Here is a 14,390-nt window from a genome sequence, read left to right on the forward strand (position 1 = left end):
CTCCGGGTCACGACTCGCCGGGTCAGCCCGGCAGGTGGGCGCTCAGCAGCCAGGCGGGCACCGATTTGCGCCCTTTGGGCTCGTCCCGGACGTCGGTCACCGGGAAGAACTCCTGGAAGCCGTCCGGGAACACTGCGTGGATGCGCGCGGGCCTGATCTCGTCGATCGTCCAGTACTTCGAGACGACGTCGCGCAACTCGTCCTCGGTCACCGGGAAGGCCGGACCACCGGGCATGCCCGCCTTGTCGAAAACCAGCACGAAGTACGAGGCACCGGGAGCCGCGGCCCGCACGATCGAGCGCAGATAGCCCTCGCGCAGTTCGATGGGCATCGAGTGGAACAACGTCGAGTCGACGATCGTCCCGAACCGCCCGTCGTAACCGCCGAAGTCGCTGATATCGGCCACCTCGAAGCTGGCGGTGGTCAGCCCGCGATTCGCGGCCTCTGCTCTGGCCAACTCGATCGCCGTGGGTGACTGGTCGAGACCGACTGTCGTGAAGCCCCGCTCGGCCAGGTACAGGGAGATGGCGGCCTCGCCGCACCCGGCGTCGAGCACGTCACCGTGGAATTTGCCCTGTTCGATCAGGGTGGCGAGCTCGGGCTGCGGTTCGCCGATGCTCCACGGCGGTTTCGCGCCGCTCATCTCGGGGGCCTCGCCCTTGTAGGCGCTGTCGAACATCTCATTGGTGGGTTCGGTCATGACTCGTTGATATCAATCTGGTTGATATATGTCAATATGGTTGATATGGACAGGCCGCTCGCAGAACAGCCGCTCGGTTTTCTGCTCTCCCGGGTGGCGAACGCACTGCGCGCCGAGGTCACCACGACGGTGCTGGAACCGCTCGATGTGGCTTTCCCGCAGTACCTGTGCATGCGGATCCTGTCGCAGCACCCCGGTCGGTCCAACGCCGAACTGGCCCGCGACTTCAACGTCTCGCCGCAGGCGATGAACATGGTGCTGCGCGGCCTGCAGGACCGCGGGCTGGTCAGCCGGCCCGCGAGCGTGTCGTCGGGACGATCACTGCCGGCGCAACTCACCCGCGAGGGCCGGGAGTTGTTAAGACGCACGGACTCCGGGGTGCGCGCGGCCGAGGACAAGTTGATGGCCAATCTGACGCAGCGACAACAACGGGAGTTCAAGCAGATCCTCGCGGCGCTCGGTACGGATTGAAACCCTGCGAGACTGAGACGGTGAAGATCGTGCTGGCGCCGGACTCGTTCAAGGAGTCGATGACCGCATCCGAAGCGGTCGCCGCGATGCGTGCCGGCGTGGCGGCGGTGCTGCCGGACGCCGAAGTCGTCGGCGTACCGATGGCGGACGGCGGAGAAGGCACCGTCGATGCCGTCGTCGCGGCTTTGCACGGCCAGCACCTGGACGTCCCGGTGTGCGATGCGCTCGGGCGAAGGGTCACCGCCAGGTACGGCTATGTGCCGCTGCGTCAGCTCGCGGTGATCGAGGTGGCAGCCGCCGCGGGCTCGGAACTCATCCCCGTCGGTCAGCGGGATGTCCTGCGCGCCAGCACATTCGGCGTGGGCGAATTGATTCGGTCCGCGCTGGATCGCGGCGCCGAGGATTTCCTGATCGGATTGGGCGGGTCGGCGACCAACGACGGCGGGACCGGCATGCTCACCGCGCTCGGAGCGGAATTCCTCGACGCCGACGGGCGGCCGCTGGGACCCGGCGGCGCGAACCTCGAGCGGCTCGAACGCATCGACCTCACCGGACTCGATCCACGCCTGCGTGACGTGCGTATCCGCGTGGCCTCCGACGTCACCGCGCCACTGCTCGGCCCCAACGGTGCCACCGCGGTGTTCGGGCCGCAGAAGGGAGCGAGCCCGGCCGACGTGGCGCGACTGGAGTCGGGATTGTCCCGGCTGGCCGCTGTCGCGTCCGCGACGCTCGGTGGCACGCGGCCAGCACTGCCAGGAGCGGGCGCCGCGGGCGGCCTGGGGTTCGCACTGGTCGAATTCCTCGGCGCAACAAGCAGATCCGGTGTCGAAGAGGTGGCCGAAACCGTGGGCCTGGAGCGGGCGCTGCACGGCGCCGACTGGGTGTTCACGGGCGAGGGCAGCGTCGACGCGCAGACCGTCATGGGTAAGACCCCCTTCGGCGTCGCTGCGGCCGCGGCGCGCGCCGGCGCGCGGGTGATCATCTTCGCCGGCCGGGTCGCAGCGGACGCCGCGGTGTTACTGGATCACGGCGTCGAACGACTCGTCGCGATCACCGCCGATGGCACGCCGATCGAGCGGGCGCTGCGTGACGGCGCCGAGTCGCTGACGCGCGCAGTGGCCGACATCTGCCGCGACCTTGCCTAGTGAAACTCAGTCCTGGATGCGTCGCCAGGGGCGGGCGTGTTCGAGCTCGTACGCCAATTGGAGCAGTCGGCCCTCATGGCCCCACGGCGCGGCGAACATCATGCCGACCGGCAGACCCGACGCGGACTCCGCGAGTGGCAGCGAGATGGCGGGCTCGCCGGTGGCGTTCTGCAGAGGGGTGAAGGCCACCCACTCAACGAGCCGGTCGATGATCTGCTGGTAGTCCAGGGTGGGGTCGAGGTGCCCGATCCGCGGCGTGACGTCGGCCAGCGTCGGGGTCAACACCACGTCATAGGACTGGGTGACCCTCGAGGTGATCCGGCGCATCCGCGACAGCCGCGCGATCGCCGACGGCAGCCGGTGCAGGTTCCGCGACGCGTAGCGGTCGAGCCCGAGCGTCAGGTTGTCGAGACGCCCGCGGTCGAAGCTGGGGCCCAGCGTGCGGCGTCCACTGCGCACGAGCGCGAACGCCAAAAAGGACCAGTAGAGCAGGAAGTCGTTCATGAAGCGTGGCGGCACAGGATTGTCGATCGTGGTGACCTTGTGGCCCAACTCCTCGAGCAGCGCGGCAGTCTTCAGCGTGAGCTCGCGCACCTCCGGGCTGGCTTCCCTCGTGATCGACTGGGTGCACATCGCGATACGCAGCCGCTGCGCACCGGGCCCCGTGACGTCGCCGATCGCCGGCAGCCGCGGGGTGCGATACACCCGCTCCATCTCGCGGTAGAACGCCGCGGTGTCGCGCACGGAGCGGGTGACCACGCCGTTGGCGACGATGCGCAGCGGCATCTGCCGCAATTTGCGGTCCAGCGGCAAGCGGCCACGCGACGGCTTGAGACCCACCAATCCATTGCAGGACGCGGGAATCCGGATCGAGCCGCCACCGTCGTTGGCATGCGCGATCGGCACCGCCCCGGCCGCGACGAACGCGGCGGAACCCGACGACGACGCGCCCGCGGTGTGCTCGGGATTCCATGGATTACGCACGGGGCCGAGCCGAGAGTGTTCGGCCGACGCGCTGAAGCCGAACTCGGACATCTGCGTCTTACCCAGCGGGGCCAAACCCGTTGCGAGGAACGAACGCGCGAAGTCGCCGTCGCCCCGCTCCGGGCGCGGATTCCACGCGTCGGTGCCGTTCATCGTCGGCATGCCCTCGACCGCGACATTGTCCTTCAGGTAGGACGGCACGCCGTCGAAGTAGCCGCCGTAGGGCTGTGCCGCGGCGGCGCGGGTCCTGGCCCGGTCGAACGCCTCGTACGCCAGGCCGTTCAGCGTCGGGTTGACGGCCTCCGTGCGGGCGATCGCGGCCTCGACGAGTTCGCTTCGCGAGACCGCACCGGCGGCCAACTGTTGGACGAGACCGACTGCATCAAAGTCGCCCAGGGCGTCGTCGCCGAAGGCGGATATGCGATTCATGCGCCAGACGGTACCAAGTCGTACCACCTCGCTGAGCCGGAGTGCCGGCATTGCTTCCTATGCGCGAGATTGCATCCAGGGCCGTGGCTCGGCACCAGCCGTGGATGCAATCTCGCCCGTAGTCCGGAAACGGGAAAGACCCCCAGAGTCCCGGGGGTCTTTCGCGCAAGCACGCGAGGCTTACGCCTGGCCGACCTCGAAACGGACGAACCGGGTCACGGTCACGCCGGCCTCGTCCAGCAGCGCTTTGACGGTCTTCTTGCTGTCAGACACCGACGGCTGGTCGAGCAGCACGACGTCCTTGTAGAAGCCGGTGACGCGGCCGTCGACGATCTTCTGCAGCGCCTGCTCGGGTTTGCCCTCGTTGCGGGCGGTCTCCTCGGCGATGCGGCGCTCGTTGGCGACGACATCGGAGGGTACGTCCTCGCGGGTGAGGTACTTGGCCTTCAGCGCGGCGATCTGCAGGGCGACGGCGTGCGCCGCCTCCTTGTTGTCGCCGGTGTACTCCACCAGCACGCCCACCGCCGGCGGCAGGTCCGCGGCGCGCTTGTGCAGGTAGGCCTCGACAGTGCCGTCGAAGTAGGCGACGCGGCGTAGTTCGAGCTTCTCGCCGATCTTGGCCGACAGGTCGGCGATGACCTGCTCGACCGTGGTGTCACCCACCTTGGCGGCCTTGAGCGCGTCGACATCGGCGGCCTTGGCGGCCGCCGCGGCAGCGACGATCTGTTCGGCGACCGACTGGAACTCCGCGTTCTTGGCGACGAAGTCGGTCTCGGAGTTCAGCTCGATCAGCGCGCCGTCCTTCGCGGCGACCAGGCCCTCGGCGGTCGCGCGCTCGGCGCGCTTGCCGACATCCTTGGCGCCCTTGATGCGCAGCAACTCGACGGCCTTGTCGAAATCGCCGTCGGCCTCGACGAGGGCGTTCTTGCTGTCGAGCATGCCGGCACCGGTCAGCTCCCGCAGTCGCTTGACGTCGGCGGCGGTGTAGTTGGCCATATCAGCTCTCCGTGCTTTTCGGTTCGGTCTGGACATCGGCCTCTGGAGTGCCGGGCTCGGCACCCGCGGCGGTGGGCGAGGCGGAAACGGTGCTCGTCGCGGTCGCCAGCAGCTCCTGCTCCCACTCTGCGAGCGGCTCCGCGGCGTCGGCGTCCGGCTTGTCGCCGTCGCGGCCCACACCGGCGCGGGCCTGCAGACCCTCGGCGACCGCGGCGGCGATCACCTTGGTCAACAGCGCGGCCGAGCGGATCGCGTCGTCGTTGCCCGGAATCGGGTAGTCGACGAGATCGGGGTCGCAGTTGGTGTCGAGGATCGCGATGACCGGGATGCCCAGCTTGCGGGCCTCGCCGACGGCGATGTGCTCCTTGTTGGTGTCGACGACCCACACCGCCGAGGGCACCTTGGCCATGTCCCTGATGCCACCCAGCGACCGCTCGAGCTTGTTCTTCTCGCGGGTCAGCATCAAGATTTCCTTCTTGGTGCGCCCCTCGAAGCCGCCGGTCTGCTCCATCGCCTCGAGCTCCTTGAGGCGCTGCAGCCGCTTGTGCACGGTCGAGAAGTTGGTGAGCATGCCGCCCAGCCAGCGCTGGTTCACATACGGCATGCCGACACGGGTGGCCTCTTCGGCGATCGACTCCTGGGCCTGCTTCTTGGTGCCGACGAACATGATCGTGCCGCCGTGCGCGACGGTCTCCTTGACGAACTCGTAGGCCTTGTCGATGTAGGTCAGCGTCTGCTGCAGATCGATGATGTAGATGCCGTTGCGGTCGGTGAAGATGAACCGCTTCATCTTGGGATTCCAGCGACGGGTCTGGTGCCCGAAGTGGGTGCCGCTGTCGAGCAGCTGTTTCATGGTCACAACAGCCATGAGTGCATGGTTCCTTTGTGTTGTCGGTTGACGCCGGCGTCGGGTGACGCCGAGCCCTGGTGACTGCTCGGAATGCCAGACCCGTCCGGGGACGGGACCGACGGCATCCGGGATACGACCTTGCAAGAACCGGGTCGTGGTGCAGACACGCGAAGTCAGCCCGCGCAAGCGAGCTGCGGTTAGCAGTTTACACCGTGCACAGGGGTGGTTTTTCCACAGTGACCTGGCGATCCACAGATCGGCGCCCTGGGCTGGCGTCGATGGCTCTCGGTGCGCTGAGCTGGGCAGATGCGATGCCTCATGCTTTTCGTCGTCGCGCTGGTCCTCGGGCCGGTGTGGGCGGCGCCCGCGGTGGCCGCCGGTGATCGGCTCGACTGGCCGCTGCGGCCGCGCCCGGAGGTGACGCGGACATTCGACGCGCCGTCGCCGAACTGGACACCCGGGCATCGCGGTGTCGACCTGGCGGCGGCGCCGGGTCAGTCGGTGTACGCGGCGGCGGAAGGGACGGTGGTGTTCGCCGGCGAACTGGCCGGCAGGCCCGTCGTCTCGGTCGCGCACCCCGGCGGGCTGCGGACGAGCTACGAACCGGTCCGTCCGACGGTTCGGCCGGGCCAGCGCGTCGCGCCCGGCGCGGTCATCGGTGTGCTGCAGGCGGGCCATCGCGGCTGCCCCCGGCAGGCCTGCCTGCACTGGGGCGCGATGTGGGGGCGCGCCGCGAATGCCGACTATGTCGATCCACTGGGCCTCGTCGCCAGCACCCCGATCCGCCTGAAACCCACCCGGCCCAGTTAACGCGAGCGGGCGTGTTTGCACACGACACGCCGCGACTAATCAACATTTTCCGCACGCTCGCACGAGGACGAGCGCGCACTTACCGTCGGAATTATGACCACGGATGCTCACCGCTCCCGCCCGATCCGCTTCGGATTGACCGCCGGTCTCCCGCGCCCCGGGCCGCAAGCGCGAGATTTCGCCCGGGCGGTCGAGGCCGCCGGGTTCGACGTGCTGACCTTCGCCGACCACCTGGGGCCATTGGCGCCGCCGTTCAGCAGCGCGACAGCCGCGGCGATGGCAACCGAACGCCTGCACGTCGGAACACTGGTGCTCAACAACGACTTCCGCCATCCCGTCGAGACCGCCCGCGAAACAGCAGGTCTGGCACTCGTCTCCGACGGACGGTTCGAACTCGGCATCGGCGCCGGCCACATGAAATCCGAGTACGACGCCGCCGGCATCCCGTTCGACGGCGGTGGCGTGCGGGTGTCGCGGTTGGCGGAGGCCGCCGGGCTGATCCGCAGATTGCTCGACGGCGAGCCCGTCGACGTCGACGGCAGGCACTACCGTGTGCACGCCGACGCGGGTCAGCTCCTGCCGCAGCCAACGCGAAAGGTCCCAATGCTGATCGGCGGCAACGGGACTCGCGTCCTTCAGCTCGCTGGACGGCTCGCCGACACCGTCGGCCTCGCGGGGATCACCCACAATCGCGACGCCACCGAGGTTCGGCTGAGCCACTTCGGCGCGGCGGGGCTCGAGAACCGCGTCGCGGTGGTCCGAGAAGCGGCGGGCCAACGATTCGAGGAGGTCGAACTCAACGCGCTGATCCAGGCTGTCGTCGTCACCGACAAGCCGCGGCAGGCCGCCGAGGAACTGGCCACCGCGATCGGCGGTGCCTCGCCCGCCGAACTTCTCGACTCGCCGTTTGTCTTGATCGGCACACACGAGCAGATGGCCGAGCAACTCGCACAACGACAGCAGCGGTTCGGCGTGAGTTACTGGACCGTGTTCGACGAGTTGCCCGGACGGGCCTCAACGATGCGGGATATTGCCGAGGTGATCAAGCTTCTGCGTTGAGCGTGTCGAGGAACTCGAGCATCATGGGCACGACTACGTCGGGCCGATCCCGTTGCACCCAATGTGCGGCACCTTCAACCACTTCGAGGCGTACATCCGGCATGAGATCGGCTGCCGCCCGCGCCGCCGCGACGGGCACGCTGGTGTCGTTGTCTCCGTGGATGACAAGCGCGGGGCGCGGAAACGTCGCGAGCCGGGCGCGGTAGTCGGTGGTAAGCCGGTTCCATCGGACCTGATCGCGTTGCCACTGCCCGAACGCATCGAATGCGTGGTCCGCTCGGGCCGCCGACAGTATCTCGTCGACCAGCTCGGGCGTTCGTTGAGCGGGGTCGCCGATCAACGCCGGCATGATCCACGCCATGGCACGCCTGCTTCGCCCCGACCACCGGCTCACGGCGCCCAGCAGACCGGTGCGCAGCATGGCCCAGGTCATCGCCTGCCGAGCACCGGACAGCGGTCCTTCAGAGAGCCGGGACATGAACCCGTAGCTGCCCAATAGCATTGCCCCCGTGACCGTTTCCGGACGGTCCAACACGTGCCCGATCGTCATGCCGCCACCGAGCGACAATCCGCCGATCGCGTAGCGGTCCAAACCGAGCGCGTCGACGAAATCGCCCACATAGCCCACCAACTGATCCTGGGTCGACGGCCACGGCGCCGGCGGGCTCTGGCCGTAGCCCGGATGGTCGGGGGCGAGCACGCGATAACCGCCCGCCGCCAGTCGCGGTCCGACGCCATCCCAAGACAGCGAGGCGCTATCCACGCCGCCGCCGTGCAGCAACAACACAGTCGGTGCGCTGCCGGCCTTCTCAGGCGCCCACTTGAGATACGAGACGGCGCCCCACGACAGCTCGACTGTCGACCTGCTCACGTGTCCTCCTTCAGTGATTTCGGTGCCCGCCGTCGCGCTCAGCGCAACCAAGGACACCGAAATCGCCAAATTACGCCCGCGGGTGCGCCTGGTCGTGCACCGCCCGCAGTCGGGCGACCGTGACATGCGTGTAGAGCTGCGTGGTGGCCAGCGTCGAATGGCCGAGCAGTTCCTGAACCACGCGCAGGTCTGCCCCGCCCTCGAGCAGATGGGTCGCGGCGCTGTGCCGCAACCCGTGCGGCCCGATGTCCGGCGCGCCGTCGACCGCGCCGACGGTTTGATGCACGACGGTGCGGGCCTGCCGCGGGTCGAGCCGACGCCCGCGCGCACCCAACAGCAGGGCCGGTCCCGAATCCGCCGTCGCGAGCCGGGGCCTGCCGTCGTCGAGCCACGCCGTCAGCGCCGCCTGCGCGGGCACACCGAACGGCGCGGTGCGCTGTTTGTCGCCCTTGCCCAGCACCCGCAGCAGGCGCCGCGACGTGTCGATGTCATCGACATCCAGCCCGCATAGCTCGCTGACGCGAATTCCGGTGGCGTACAACAACTCGACGATCAACTGGTCGCGAATCGCCAGCGGATCACCCTGCTGCGCACCGGATTTCGCGGCTGCCATCGCGTCGAGCGCCTGGTCTTGGCGCAGTACGGCGGGCAGCGTGCGGCGAGCTTTGGGCAACTGCAGCCGGGCGGCCGGATCGCTCGTCGTCAACCCACGCCGGACCGCCCACGCGGTGAACGTCTTGACCGCCGACGTTCGCCGCGCCAGCGTCGTGCGCGCTGCGCCCGCGGCCGCCTGAGCGGCCAGCCAGGACCGCAGCAGCGGCAGATTCAAACCCGCCGGTCCGGCCTCTCCCCCGCTGTCGGCCACGAACTCGAACAGCGACCGGAGGTCACCGAGATAGGCGCGGCGGGTGTGCTCGGAGCGGCCTCGCTCCAGCGCGAGGTACTCGTCGAACTCCTCGAGGACGGCATCCACGTCCTCACCGTCGCAGAAGCCGACCGCAACGCTCAGGTGACGCGCCGCAGTGTGTCGGGAGTGAGATCGGCCAGCGTGGGATAACCGTCGACGGCCATGGTCAGGTCAGCCTCGGCGAGCAATGAGCGCAGCACATGCACGACTCCGTCCACCCCGCCGAGTGCGAGCCCGTACGCGTACGGTCGCCCGATCCCGACCGCGGTGGCGCCCAGCGCGAGCGCCTTGACGATGTCGGCGCCGCTGCGGATACCCGAGTCGAACAGCACGGGCATCCCATCGACCGCCTCCACCACGCCCGGCAGGCAGTCGATGGCCGCCAGCCCGCCGTTGGCCTGCCGTCCACCGTGGTTGGAGCAGTAGATCGCATCGACGCCGCCGTCCTTGGCGCGCCGCGCATCGTCGGGATGGCAGATCCCCTTGACGATGAGCGGCAGGTCGGTCAGCGAGCGCAGCCATGGCAGGTCGTCCCATGTCAGCGGATTTCCGAAGAGTCCGACCCAATGCAGGACGGTCGCTTGCGGGTTTTCCTCAGGCGGCTGTTGCAGTCCGGCGCGGAAGACCGGGTCGCTGGTGTAGTTCGCCAGGCAGCGGCCGCGCAGCTGCGGGAAGTTCGACGTGGACAGGTCGCGGGGCCGCCAGCCGGGCACCCAGGTGTCGAGGGTGACGATGATGCCTTTGTATCCGCCGGCCTCGGCGCGGTGGACGAGGCTGGCGGCCAATTCGCGGTCAGTGGGTGTGTACAGCTGGAAAAAGCCTGGCGTGTCGCCGAATTCGGCCGCGACGTCTTCAAGCGGGTCCTCGGTGAGCGTCGAGACGACCATCGGCACGCCGGTGCGCGCCGCGGCGCGAGCGGTGGCGAGGTCACCGTGCCCGTCCTGCGCACAGATGCCGATCACCCCGACCGGCGCCATGAACACCGGGGACGGCAACGTCATGCCGAACAGGCTGATCGACAGGTCGCGTTCGCGGGTCGCGCGGAACATCCGGGGCATCAGACCCCAGCTGTCGAACGCGCTGCGGTTGAGCCGCTGCGTGCGCTCGTCGCCCGCTCCGCCCGCGACGTAGGAGTACACCGACGGCGGCATGGCCGACTCCGCCTTGGCCTCCCACTCCGCGAACGTCATCGGCAGCTTCGGCACGATGCCGGACAGGCCCTGCAGATAGATCTCGAACTGGTAGTTACCGAACGTCATGCGGTCAGCGTGCCAGGCGGGGTCTCATGCGTTGGCCCCTTCTTCGGCCTTGGCCAATTCTGCCTTCCACTGGCGGAAGGTCTCCTCGGTGCGGCCACGGCGCCAGTACCCCGAGATGGACGACGCCCACTTGGCCGGCACGCCGCGTTCCTTGCGGATGTAGGGCCGCAGGTTGTGCATGACGGTCTGTGCCTCACCGTGGATGAAGACCTGCACCTGACCCGGCAGCCATGGCGTCTCCTTGACCGCGGCGATCAGCGGGGCGTGGTCGCCGGCCTGATCCTCGGGCACCAGGTCGGCGCGGCCGCCGCGGTAGATCCAGCGCACTTCGACGCCGTCGGGTTTCTTCAGCGGGATCTCGTCGTCGGGTCCCGCAACTTCGATGAACACTCGGCCAATCGCATTGTCGGGCAATGCTTCCAGTGCCGTACTTATCGCCGGCACGGCTGCCTCGTCGCCGGCCATCAGATGCCAGTCCGCATCGGGGTCTGGTGCATACGCTCCGCTGGGTCCCATCAGATACGCGGGTTGACCGGGCATCGCCGAGGCCGCCCACGGTCCGGCCACACCGTGCTCTCCGTGCACCACGAAGTCGATGCAGATCTCGCGACGCTCGGAGTCGACGTGACGCACGGTGTAGGTGCGCACCGTCGGCCGCTGCTCCGCCGGCAGCGACGAGAAGCTGTCCATCGTCAACGGCTGCGGCAGGCTCGCGACGTCGATGTCGGAGTTCACGATCGCGATCTTGACGTAGGCGTCGGTGAACTCGTTCGGAGTGAACGTGTCGAATCCCCGGCCACCCAGCACCACCCGGATGAGATGCGGTGTCAACTGCTCGGTTCGCACCACTTCGAAGGTGTGTATCGGACGCCCTGCCACGTGAAATCCTCCAAACTCGACCGGTCGTCAATTAGCCGGTCTTATCGACTATACGAGCGGTTTTCGCAGGCCGGGGTGCTACCTCGCCCGGGGGCCTGTGCACTTCATTGCGGCACCAGTTTCCACCTCCCATCCCGGCACACCACCAGGCCGGAAAGCTCGAGGTTCGCCAGCGGACCCAGCACCTGACGAGCCGGCAGCCCGGAGGTCACCGCGATCTCGTCGGCCGTCCGTCCCCCACGGCGCGGCAGCGCGTCGTACACCCGTTTGTCGGTTTCGGTCAACGCGTCCAGCGGCGAGACGGCGCGCTGCTCGTCGGGCGCCAGCTCCCCGATGCTTCCGACCAGTTCGACGACGTCCTCTGCGCGCGTCACGATGTGCGCTCCATTGCGAAGCAGGGCGTGGCATCCGACCGAGGCCGCCGACGTGACCGGGCCGGGCACCGCGCATACCGCACGTCCCAGGGAACGTGCCCAGGCCGCGGTGTTCGCCGCACCGCTGCGGGCCCCCGCCTCCACGACCACCGCGGCCCCGCCAGTGCGGCGACCAATCGGTTGCGGGTCAGGAACCGGTGGCGCGCGGGCCGCACGCCGGGCGGATATTCGCTGAGCAACAAGCCGTGTTCGGCGATCCGCCGCAGAAGCGTTGCGTGCCCCGCGGGATACGGGACGTCGATACCTCCGGCGAGCACCGCAACGGTCAATCCGTCGGCGGCCAGCGCCGAGCGGTGTGCCGCGCCGTCGATGCCGAATGCGCCACCGGATACCACCGCGACGTCGCGCTCCGCGAGACCCGTGGCGAAGTCGGCCGCGACGTATTCGCCGTACGCGGTGGCCGCCCGGGTACCGACGACCGCCGCCGCCCGCCAGGCGACGTCGTCGAGAGCCGCCGGCCCGACGGCCCACAACGCCATCGGCGGGTGCGCCTGCGGTCGCCGTTCGCCGATCCCGGCGAACCCCGTGAACGCCAGCAGCGGCCACTCGTCGTCGTCGGCGGTGAGCAGCCGTCCGCCGAGTCGCGCCAGCACGGCGAGATCGTCTGCGGTGCAGTCGATGTCACGGCGAGCCTCGGCGTAGCGGTTGATCTCGTCGCCCGCTCGGCCGCGCCGCACCCGCTCCGCGGCCTCCACCGCGCCCACCCGCTGCACCAGCGCCGCCAGCGCGGGACACGGCGGTTCGACCACTCGCGAGAGGTACGCCCAGGCTTTGGCGAGTTCGTCGGTCATCTCACACCTCCGGCCGGTCGGAAACTCAACGCGGTGGTGACGTCGTCCAAAGTCGGCGACGTCCGGCCGGCGAGGTCGGCGAGCGTCCACGCCACCGCATGGACTGCCCAATAACATAGGAGAAACTATGACGACGAGCCGCCGCGCTATCGCCGCCCTCGCCCTCACGGCCGCAGCGCTGACCGGATGCTCCGCCGCGGTGGACGAAAAGACCCCGCCGCGGATAAGCCCCGCTGTCACGCATCGCTGCCAAGAAGCACCGCCGGATATCGTCGCTGCGATAAGTGAGGCGTTCACCGGCGGGGAGCGACTGGTGAGCGCGCAAGCCGTGTACGCACCCGGCGGGATATACGTCGGCGGGAATATCGACGCCAACGGGCAACGGGTGTCCTCTGGCGATGTGTGGATTGCCCAACGCGGTCAGGTGTTCGCGCTGTCTAGCGATGCGCGTCGGCGGACTCTGTTTCCGGATGGTCGAGACTTCGCCTCGGCCGGCGATGAGTACGGCGCAAAGCGGTGCAGGCCTGCGTTGCCAACGACCGCACCCGCTAGGGGGTTCGACATGCAGAAGGCTACGCAACCCGAAAGCTGGTACGACTACGCCCACTTGCTCACGCCCGAGCAGATCACCGATTTGCAGCGCTGGGACGACGCCATCACGTTGCAACTGCTGTACGGCAGAGGACTGAACTACCAATTCCTGTCGCAGTTCCCAGACCCCGAGGACGCGCACCGGCGGCGGATGATCACAGTCGCGCGGGACTGCTACGGCGCGCTCGGGCCGGGGAGATTGAACTGAACTGTACTGGCGACGCCCCATCCCATCTATCGCCCGGATCGGGACGTTTCGTCGGCTCCTATTGTCAGTTGGCGACCTACGCCGATGCGCCGAATTGATTGCACGGATCGGCTGCGGCGGGGGTGGGTCTTGTCGCCCGGTAGGTATGACTCAATGACTTCGAAGACCACTTCGACCATTAAATCTGGCTCCGAGAAGAGGTCGGTAATAGCCGCCGCGATTTCGGGATCAAATACCGCAGCCTGGATGATCCGAGCAGAATTCTCGGGTTGGAAATAGAGAGTCGACAGGGAACGACGGAACCCGTCGATATTCCCGGCCATCGTTTCCTCGGTGCGACTTTCGACTTGAGCATCCAGACCTTGACGAAGCCGAAACGCTCCTTGTGGCGTAAGGGCTACATCTTCGGCACCGACGTTGCGCTGGCGAATGCTGCCCCTGATATTCCAGCCCGCTTCGTTCGTTGTTTTGGTGGCGCGCTTGAGGCCTCGCCTCGCTTGGGGCGGCAGGTCCAGTAATTCGGCCACCAGTGGGCTCTCGTCGTCATCGCTGCTCGCGTGCGTAAGAATGGCGACAATAGAACGCAAAGCGTCTGAATCAACCGATGAGGCTGATATCTCGTCGATTGGCCGGTCCCCTTCGGGGACAGTCGGTGTCGGCGCTCGCAACACAACCCTAACGGAGCCGGGGCCTACACCCTCTATTAGGAGATGCTCAGAGTATCGGCCTTTGCCGGCTCGGGCTTTAGCCGTTTCCTTTACGGCATCGCTAATACCGCTGACGAATTGAGCAAAGTACTTGGCGTTGGTAGCGTGGTTTTCTACCCCAGGGCCTTCCAAGTGGAGATCTACCTCCGCCTGGTCCGGACCCGCGATCCGTTCGAAAATGTCTACCAGCACTGGGTTATCGCCGACGATTCCGGTGCGGATATTCATCCTCGTAAATGCACTTGCGGGCGAATCGTCAAGGGCGCTCTGAAGTGCCCGTGTCACCAGACTCGCTAGTT

Annotated in this window: 14 protein-coding genes and 2 pseudogenes; 5 read left to right on the forward strand and 11 right to left on the reverse strand. The window is 67.8% G+C overall.

Going from position 1 to position 14,390, the window contains the following annotated elements:
* Positions 1-22: 22 nt before the first annotated feature.
* Positions 23-700, reverse strand: a complete 678-nt coding sequence (locus tag G6N18_RS07570) for a class I SAM-dependent methyltransferase (protein ID WP_082999843.1) — start codon at positions 698-700, stop codon at positions 23-25.
* 36 nt (positions 701-736) lie between these two features.
* On the opposite strand from G6N18_RS07570, the gene G6N18_RS07575 reads away from it, so the two are divergent.
* The gene (locus G6N18_RS07575) at positions 737-1,171 is read left to right on the forward strand and encodes a MarR family winged helix-turn-helix transcriptional regulator (RefSeq protein WP_082999842.1); all 435 of its coding nucleotides are present in this window, start codon (positions 737-739) and stop codon (positions 1,169-1,171) included.
* A 20-nt stretch (positions 1,172-1,191) separates the two neighbouring features.
* Positions 1,192-2,316, forward strand: a complete 1,125-nt coding sequence (locus G6N18_RS07580) for a glycerate kinase (RefSeq protein WP_082999841.1) — start codon at positions 1,192-1,194, stop codon at positions 2,314-2,316.
* A gap of 6 nt (positions 2,317-2,322) precedes the next feature.
* On the opposite strand, the gene G6N18_RS07585 is transcribed toward G6N18_RS07580, so the two are convergent.
* The 3 genes from G6N18_RS07585 to rpsB all read right to left on the reverse strand — a co-directional run bounded on the left by G6N18_RS07585 (position 2,323) and on the right by rpsB (position 5,593).
* Positions 2,323-3,729: an amidase gene (locus G6N18_RS07585; protein ID WP_082999840.1), complete on the reverse strand. Its 1,407-nt coding sequence runs from the start codon at positions 3,727-3,729 to the stop codon at positions 2,323-2,325.
* Positions 3,730-3,909: 180 nt separating this feature from the next.
* Positions 3,910-4,725 carry a translation elongation factor Ts gene (gene tsf / locus G6N18_RS07590; protein WP_082999839.1) on the reverse strand — a complete coding sequence of 272 codons (816 nt, stop codon included), beginning with the start codon at positions 4,723-4,725 and terminating at the stop codon, positions 3,910-3,912.
* Position 4,726: 1 nt separating this feature from the next.
* Entirely contained in the window at positions 4,727-5,593 is an 867-nt protein-coding gene (gene rpsB / locus G6N18_RS07595; protein WP_067225042.1) for a 30S ribosomal protein S2, read from the reverse strand.
* Positions 5,594-5,881: 288 nt separating this feature from the next.
* Between rpsB and G6N18_RS07600 the strand changes: the two genes are divergently transcribed.
* Positions 5,882-6,385, forward strand: coding sequence for a M23 family metallopeptidase (locus tag G6N18_RS07600; RefSeq protein WP_234806069.1), 504 nt, complete (start codon positions 5,882-5,884; stop codon positions 6,383-6,385).
* A gap of 93 nt (positions 6,386-6,478) precedes the next feature.
* Entirely contained in the window at positions 6,479-7,444 is a 966-nt protein-coding gene (locus G6N18_RS07605) for an LLM class F420-dependent oxidoreductase (protein WP_082999838.1), read from the forward strand.
* On the opposite strand, the gene G6N18_RS07610 is transcribed toward G6N18_RS07605, so the two are convergent.
* The 6 genes and pseudogenes from G6N18_RS07610 to G6N18_RS24715 all read right to left on the reverse strand — a co-directional run.
* Positions 7,428-8,315, reverse strand: a complete 888-nt coding sequence (locus G6N18_RS07610; protein ID WP_083000005.1) for an alpha/beta fold hydrolase — start codon at positions 8,313-8,315, stop codon at positions 7,428-7,430. The genes G6N18_RS07605 and G6N18_RS07610 overlap by 17 nt on opposite strands.
* 70 nt (positions 8,316-8,385) lie before the next feature.
* Positions 8,386-9,288 carry a tyrosine recombinase XerC gene (locus G6N18_RS07615; RefSeq protein ID WP_082999837.1) on the reverse strand — a complete coding sequence of 301 codons (903 nt, stop codon included), beginning with the start codon at positions 9,286-9,288 and terminating at the stop codon, positions 8,386-8,388.
* Positions 9,289-9,320: 32 nt separating this feature from the next.
* Positions 9,321-10,481 carry a lactate 2-monooxygenase gene (locus tag G6N18_RS07620; protein ID WP_082999836.1) on the reverse strand — a complete coding sequence of 387 codons (1,161 nt, stop codon included), beginning with the start codon at positions 10,479-10,481 and terminating at the stop codon, positions 9,321-9,323.
* Positions 10,482-10,505: 24 nt separating this feature from the next.
* On the reverse strand, positions 10,506-11,360 hold the full coding sequence (locus G6N18_RS07625; RefSeq protein ID WP_067225046.1) for a siderophore-interacting protein: 855 nt from the start codon (positions 11,358-11,360) through the stop codon (positions 10,506-10,508).
* Positions 11,361-11,464: 104 nt separating this feature from the next.
* A pseudogene (dprA, locus tag G6N18_RS07630) lies at positions 11,465-12,585 on the reverse strand (DNA-processing protein DprA).
* Positions 12,582-12,680 (reverse strand): annotated as a pseudogene (locus tag G6N18_RS24715) (magnesium chelatase subunit ChlI family protein); the annotation flags it as partial. The pseudogenes dprA and G6N18_RS24715, both read right to left, overlap by 4 nt.
* Positions 12,681-12,712: 32 nt before the next feature.
* Here G6N18_RS24715 and G6N18_RS07640 point away from each other — a divergent pair.
* Entirely contained in the window at positions 12,713-13,384 is a 672-nt protein-coding gene (locus tag G6N18_RS07640; protein WP_082999834.1) for a hypothetical protein, read from the forward strand.
* Between the two features lie 26 nt (positions 13,385-13,410).
* Here G6N18_RS07640 and G6N18_RS07645 read toward each other — a convergent pair whose 3' ends face one another.
* Entirely contained in the window at positions 13,411-14,319 is a 909-nt protein-coding gene (locus G6N18_RS07645; RefSeq protein WP_133052434.1) for a hypothetical protein, read from the reverse strand.
* Positions 14,320-14,390: the final 71 nt, after the last annotated feature.

Source organism: Mycolicibacterium celeriflavum, assembly GCF_010731795.1.
GTDB classification, from domain to species: Bacteria; Actinomycetota; Actinomycetes; order Mycobacteriales; family Mycobacteriaceae; genus Mycobacterium; species Mycobacterium celeriflavum.

Bases quoted from the DNA above. Each gene is read 5' to 3' on its own strand.
- rpsB (WP_067225042.1), bottom strand. From the start codon at position 5,593: ATGGCTGTTGTGACCATGAAACAGCTGCTCGACAGCGGCACCCACTTC.
- G6N18_RS07585 (WP_082999840.1), bottom strand. From the start codon at position 3,729: ATGAATCGCATATCCGCCTTCGGCGACGACGCCCTGGGCGACTTTGAT.
- G6N18_RS07600 (WP_234806069.1), top strand. From the start codon at position 5,882: ATGCGATGCCTCATGCTTTTCGTCGTCGCGCTGGTCCTCGGGCCGGTG.
- G6N18_RS07645 (WP_133052434.1), bottom strand. From the start codon at position 14,319: ATGAATATCCGCACCGGAATCGTCGGCGATAACCCAGTGCTGGTAGAC.
- G6N18_RS07570 (WP_082999843.1), bottom strand. From the start codon at position 700: ATGACCGAACCCACCAATGAGATGTTCGACAGCGCCTACAAGGGCGAG.
- G6N18_RS07605 (WP_082999838.1), top strand. From the start codon at position 6,479: ATGACCACGGATGCTCACCGCTCCCGCCCGATCCGCTTCGGATTGACC.
- G6N18_RS07575 (WP_082999842.1), top strand. From the start codon at position 737: ATGGTTGATATGGACAGGCCGCTCGCAGAACAGCCGCTCGGTTTTCTG.
- tsf (WP_082999839.1), bottom strand. From the start codon at position 4,725: ATGGCCAACTACACCGCCGCCGACGTCAAGCGACTGCGGGAGCTGACC.
- G6N18_RS07640 (WP_082999834.1), top strand. From the start codon at position 12,713: ATGACGACGAGCCGCCGCGCTATCGCCGCCCTCGCCCTCACGGCCGCA.
- G6N18_RS07620 (WP_082999836.1), bottom strand. From the start codon at position 10,481: ATGACGTTCGGTAACTACCAGTTCGAGATCTATCTGCAGGGCCTGTCC.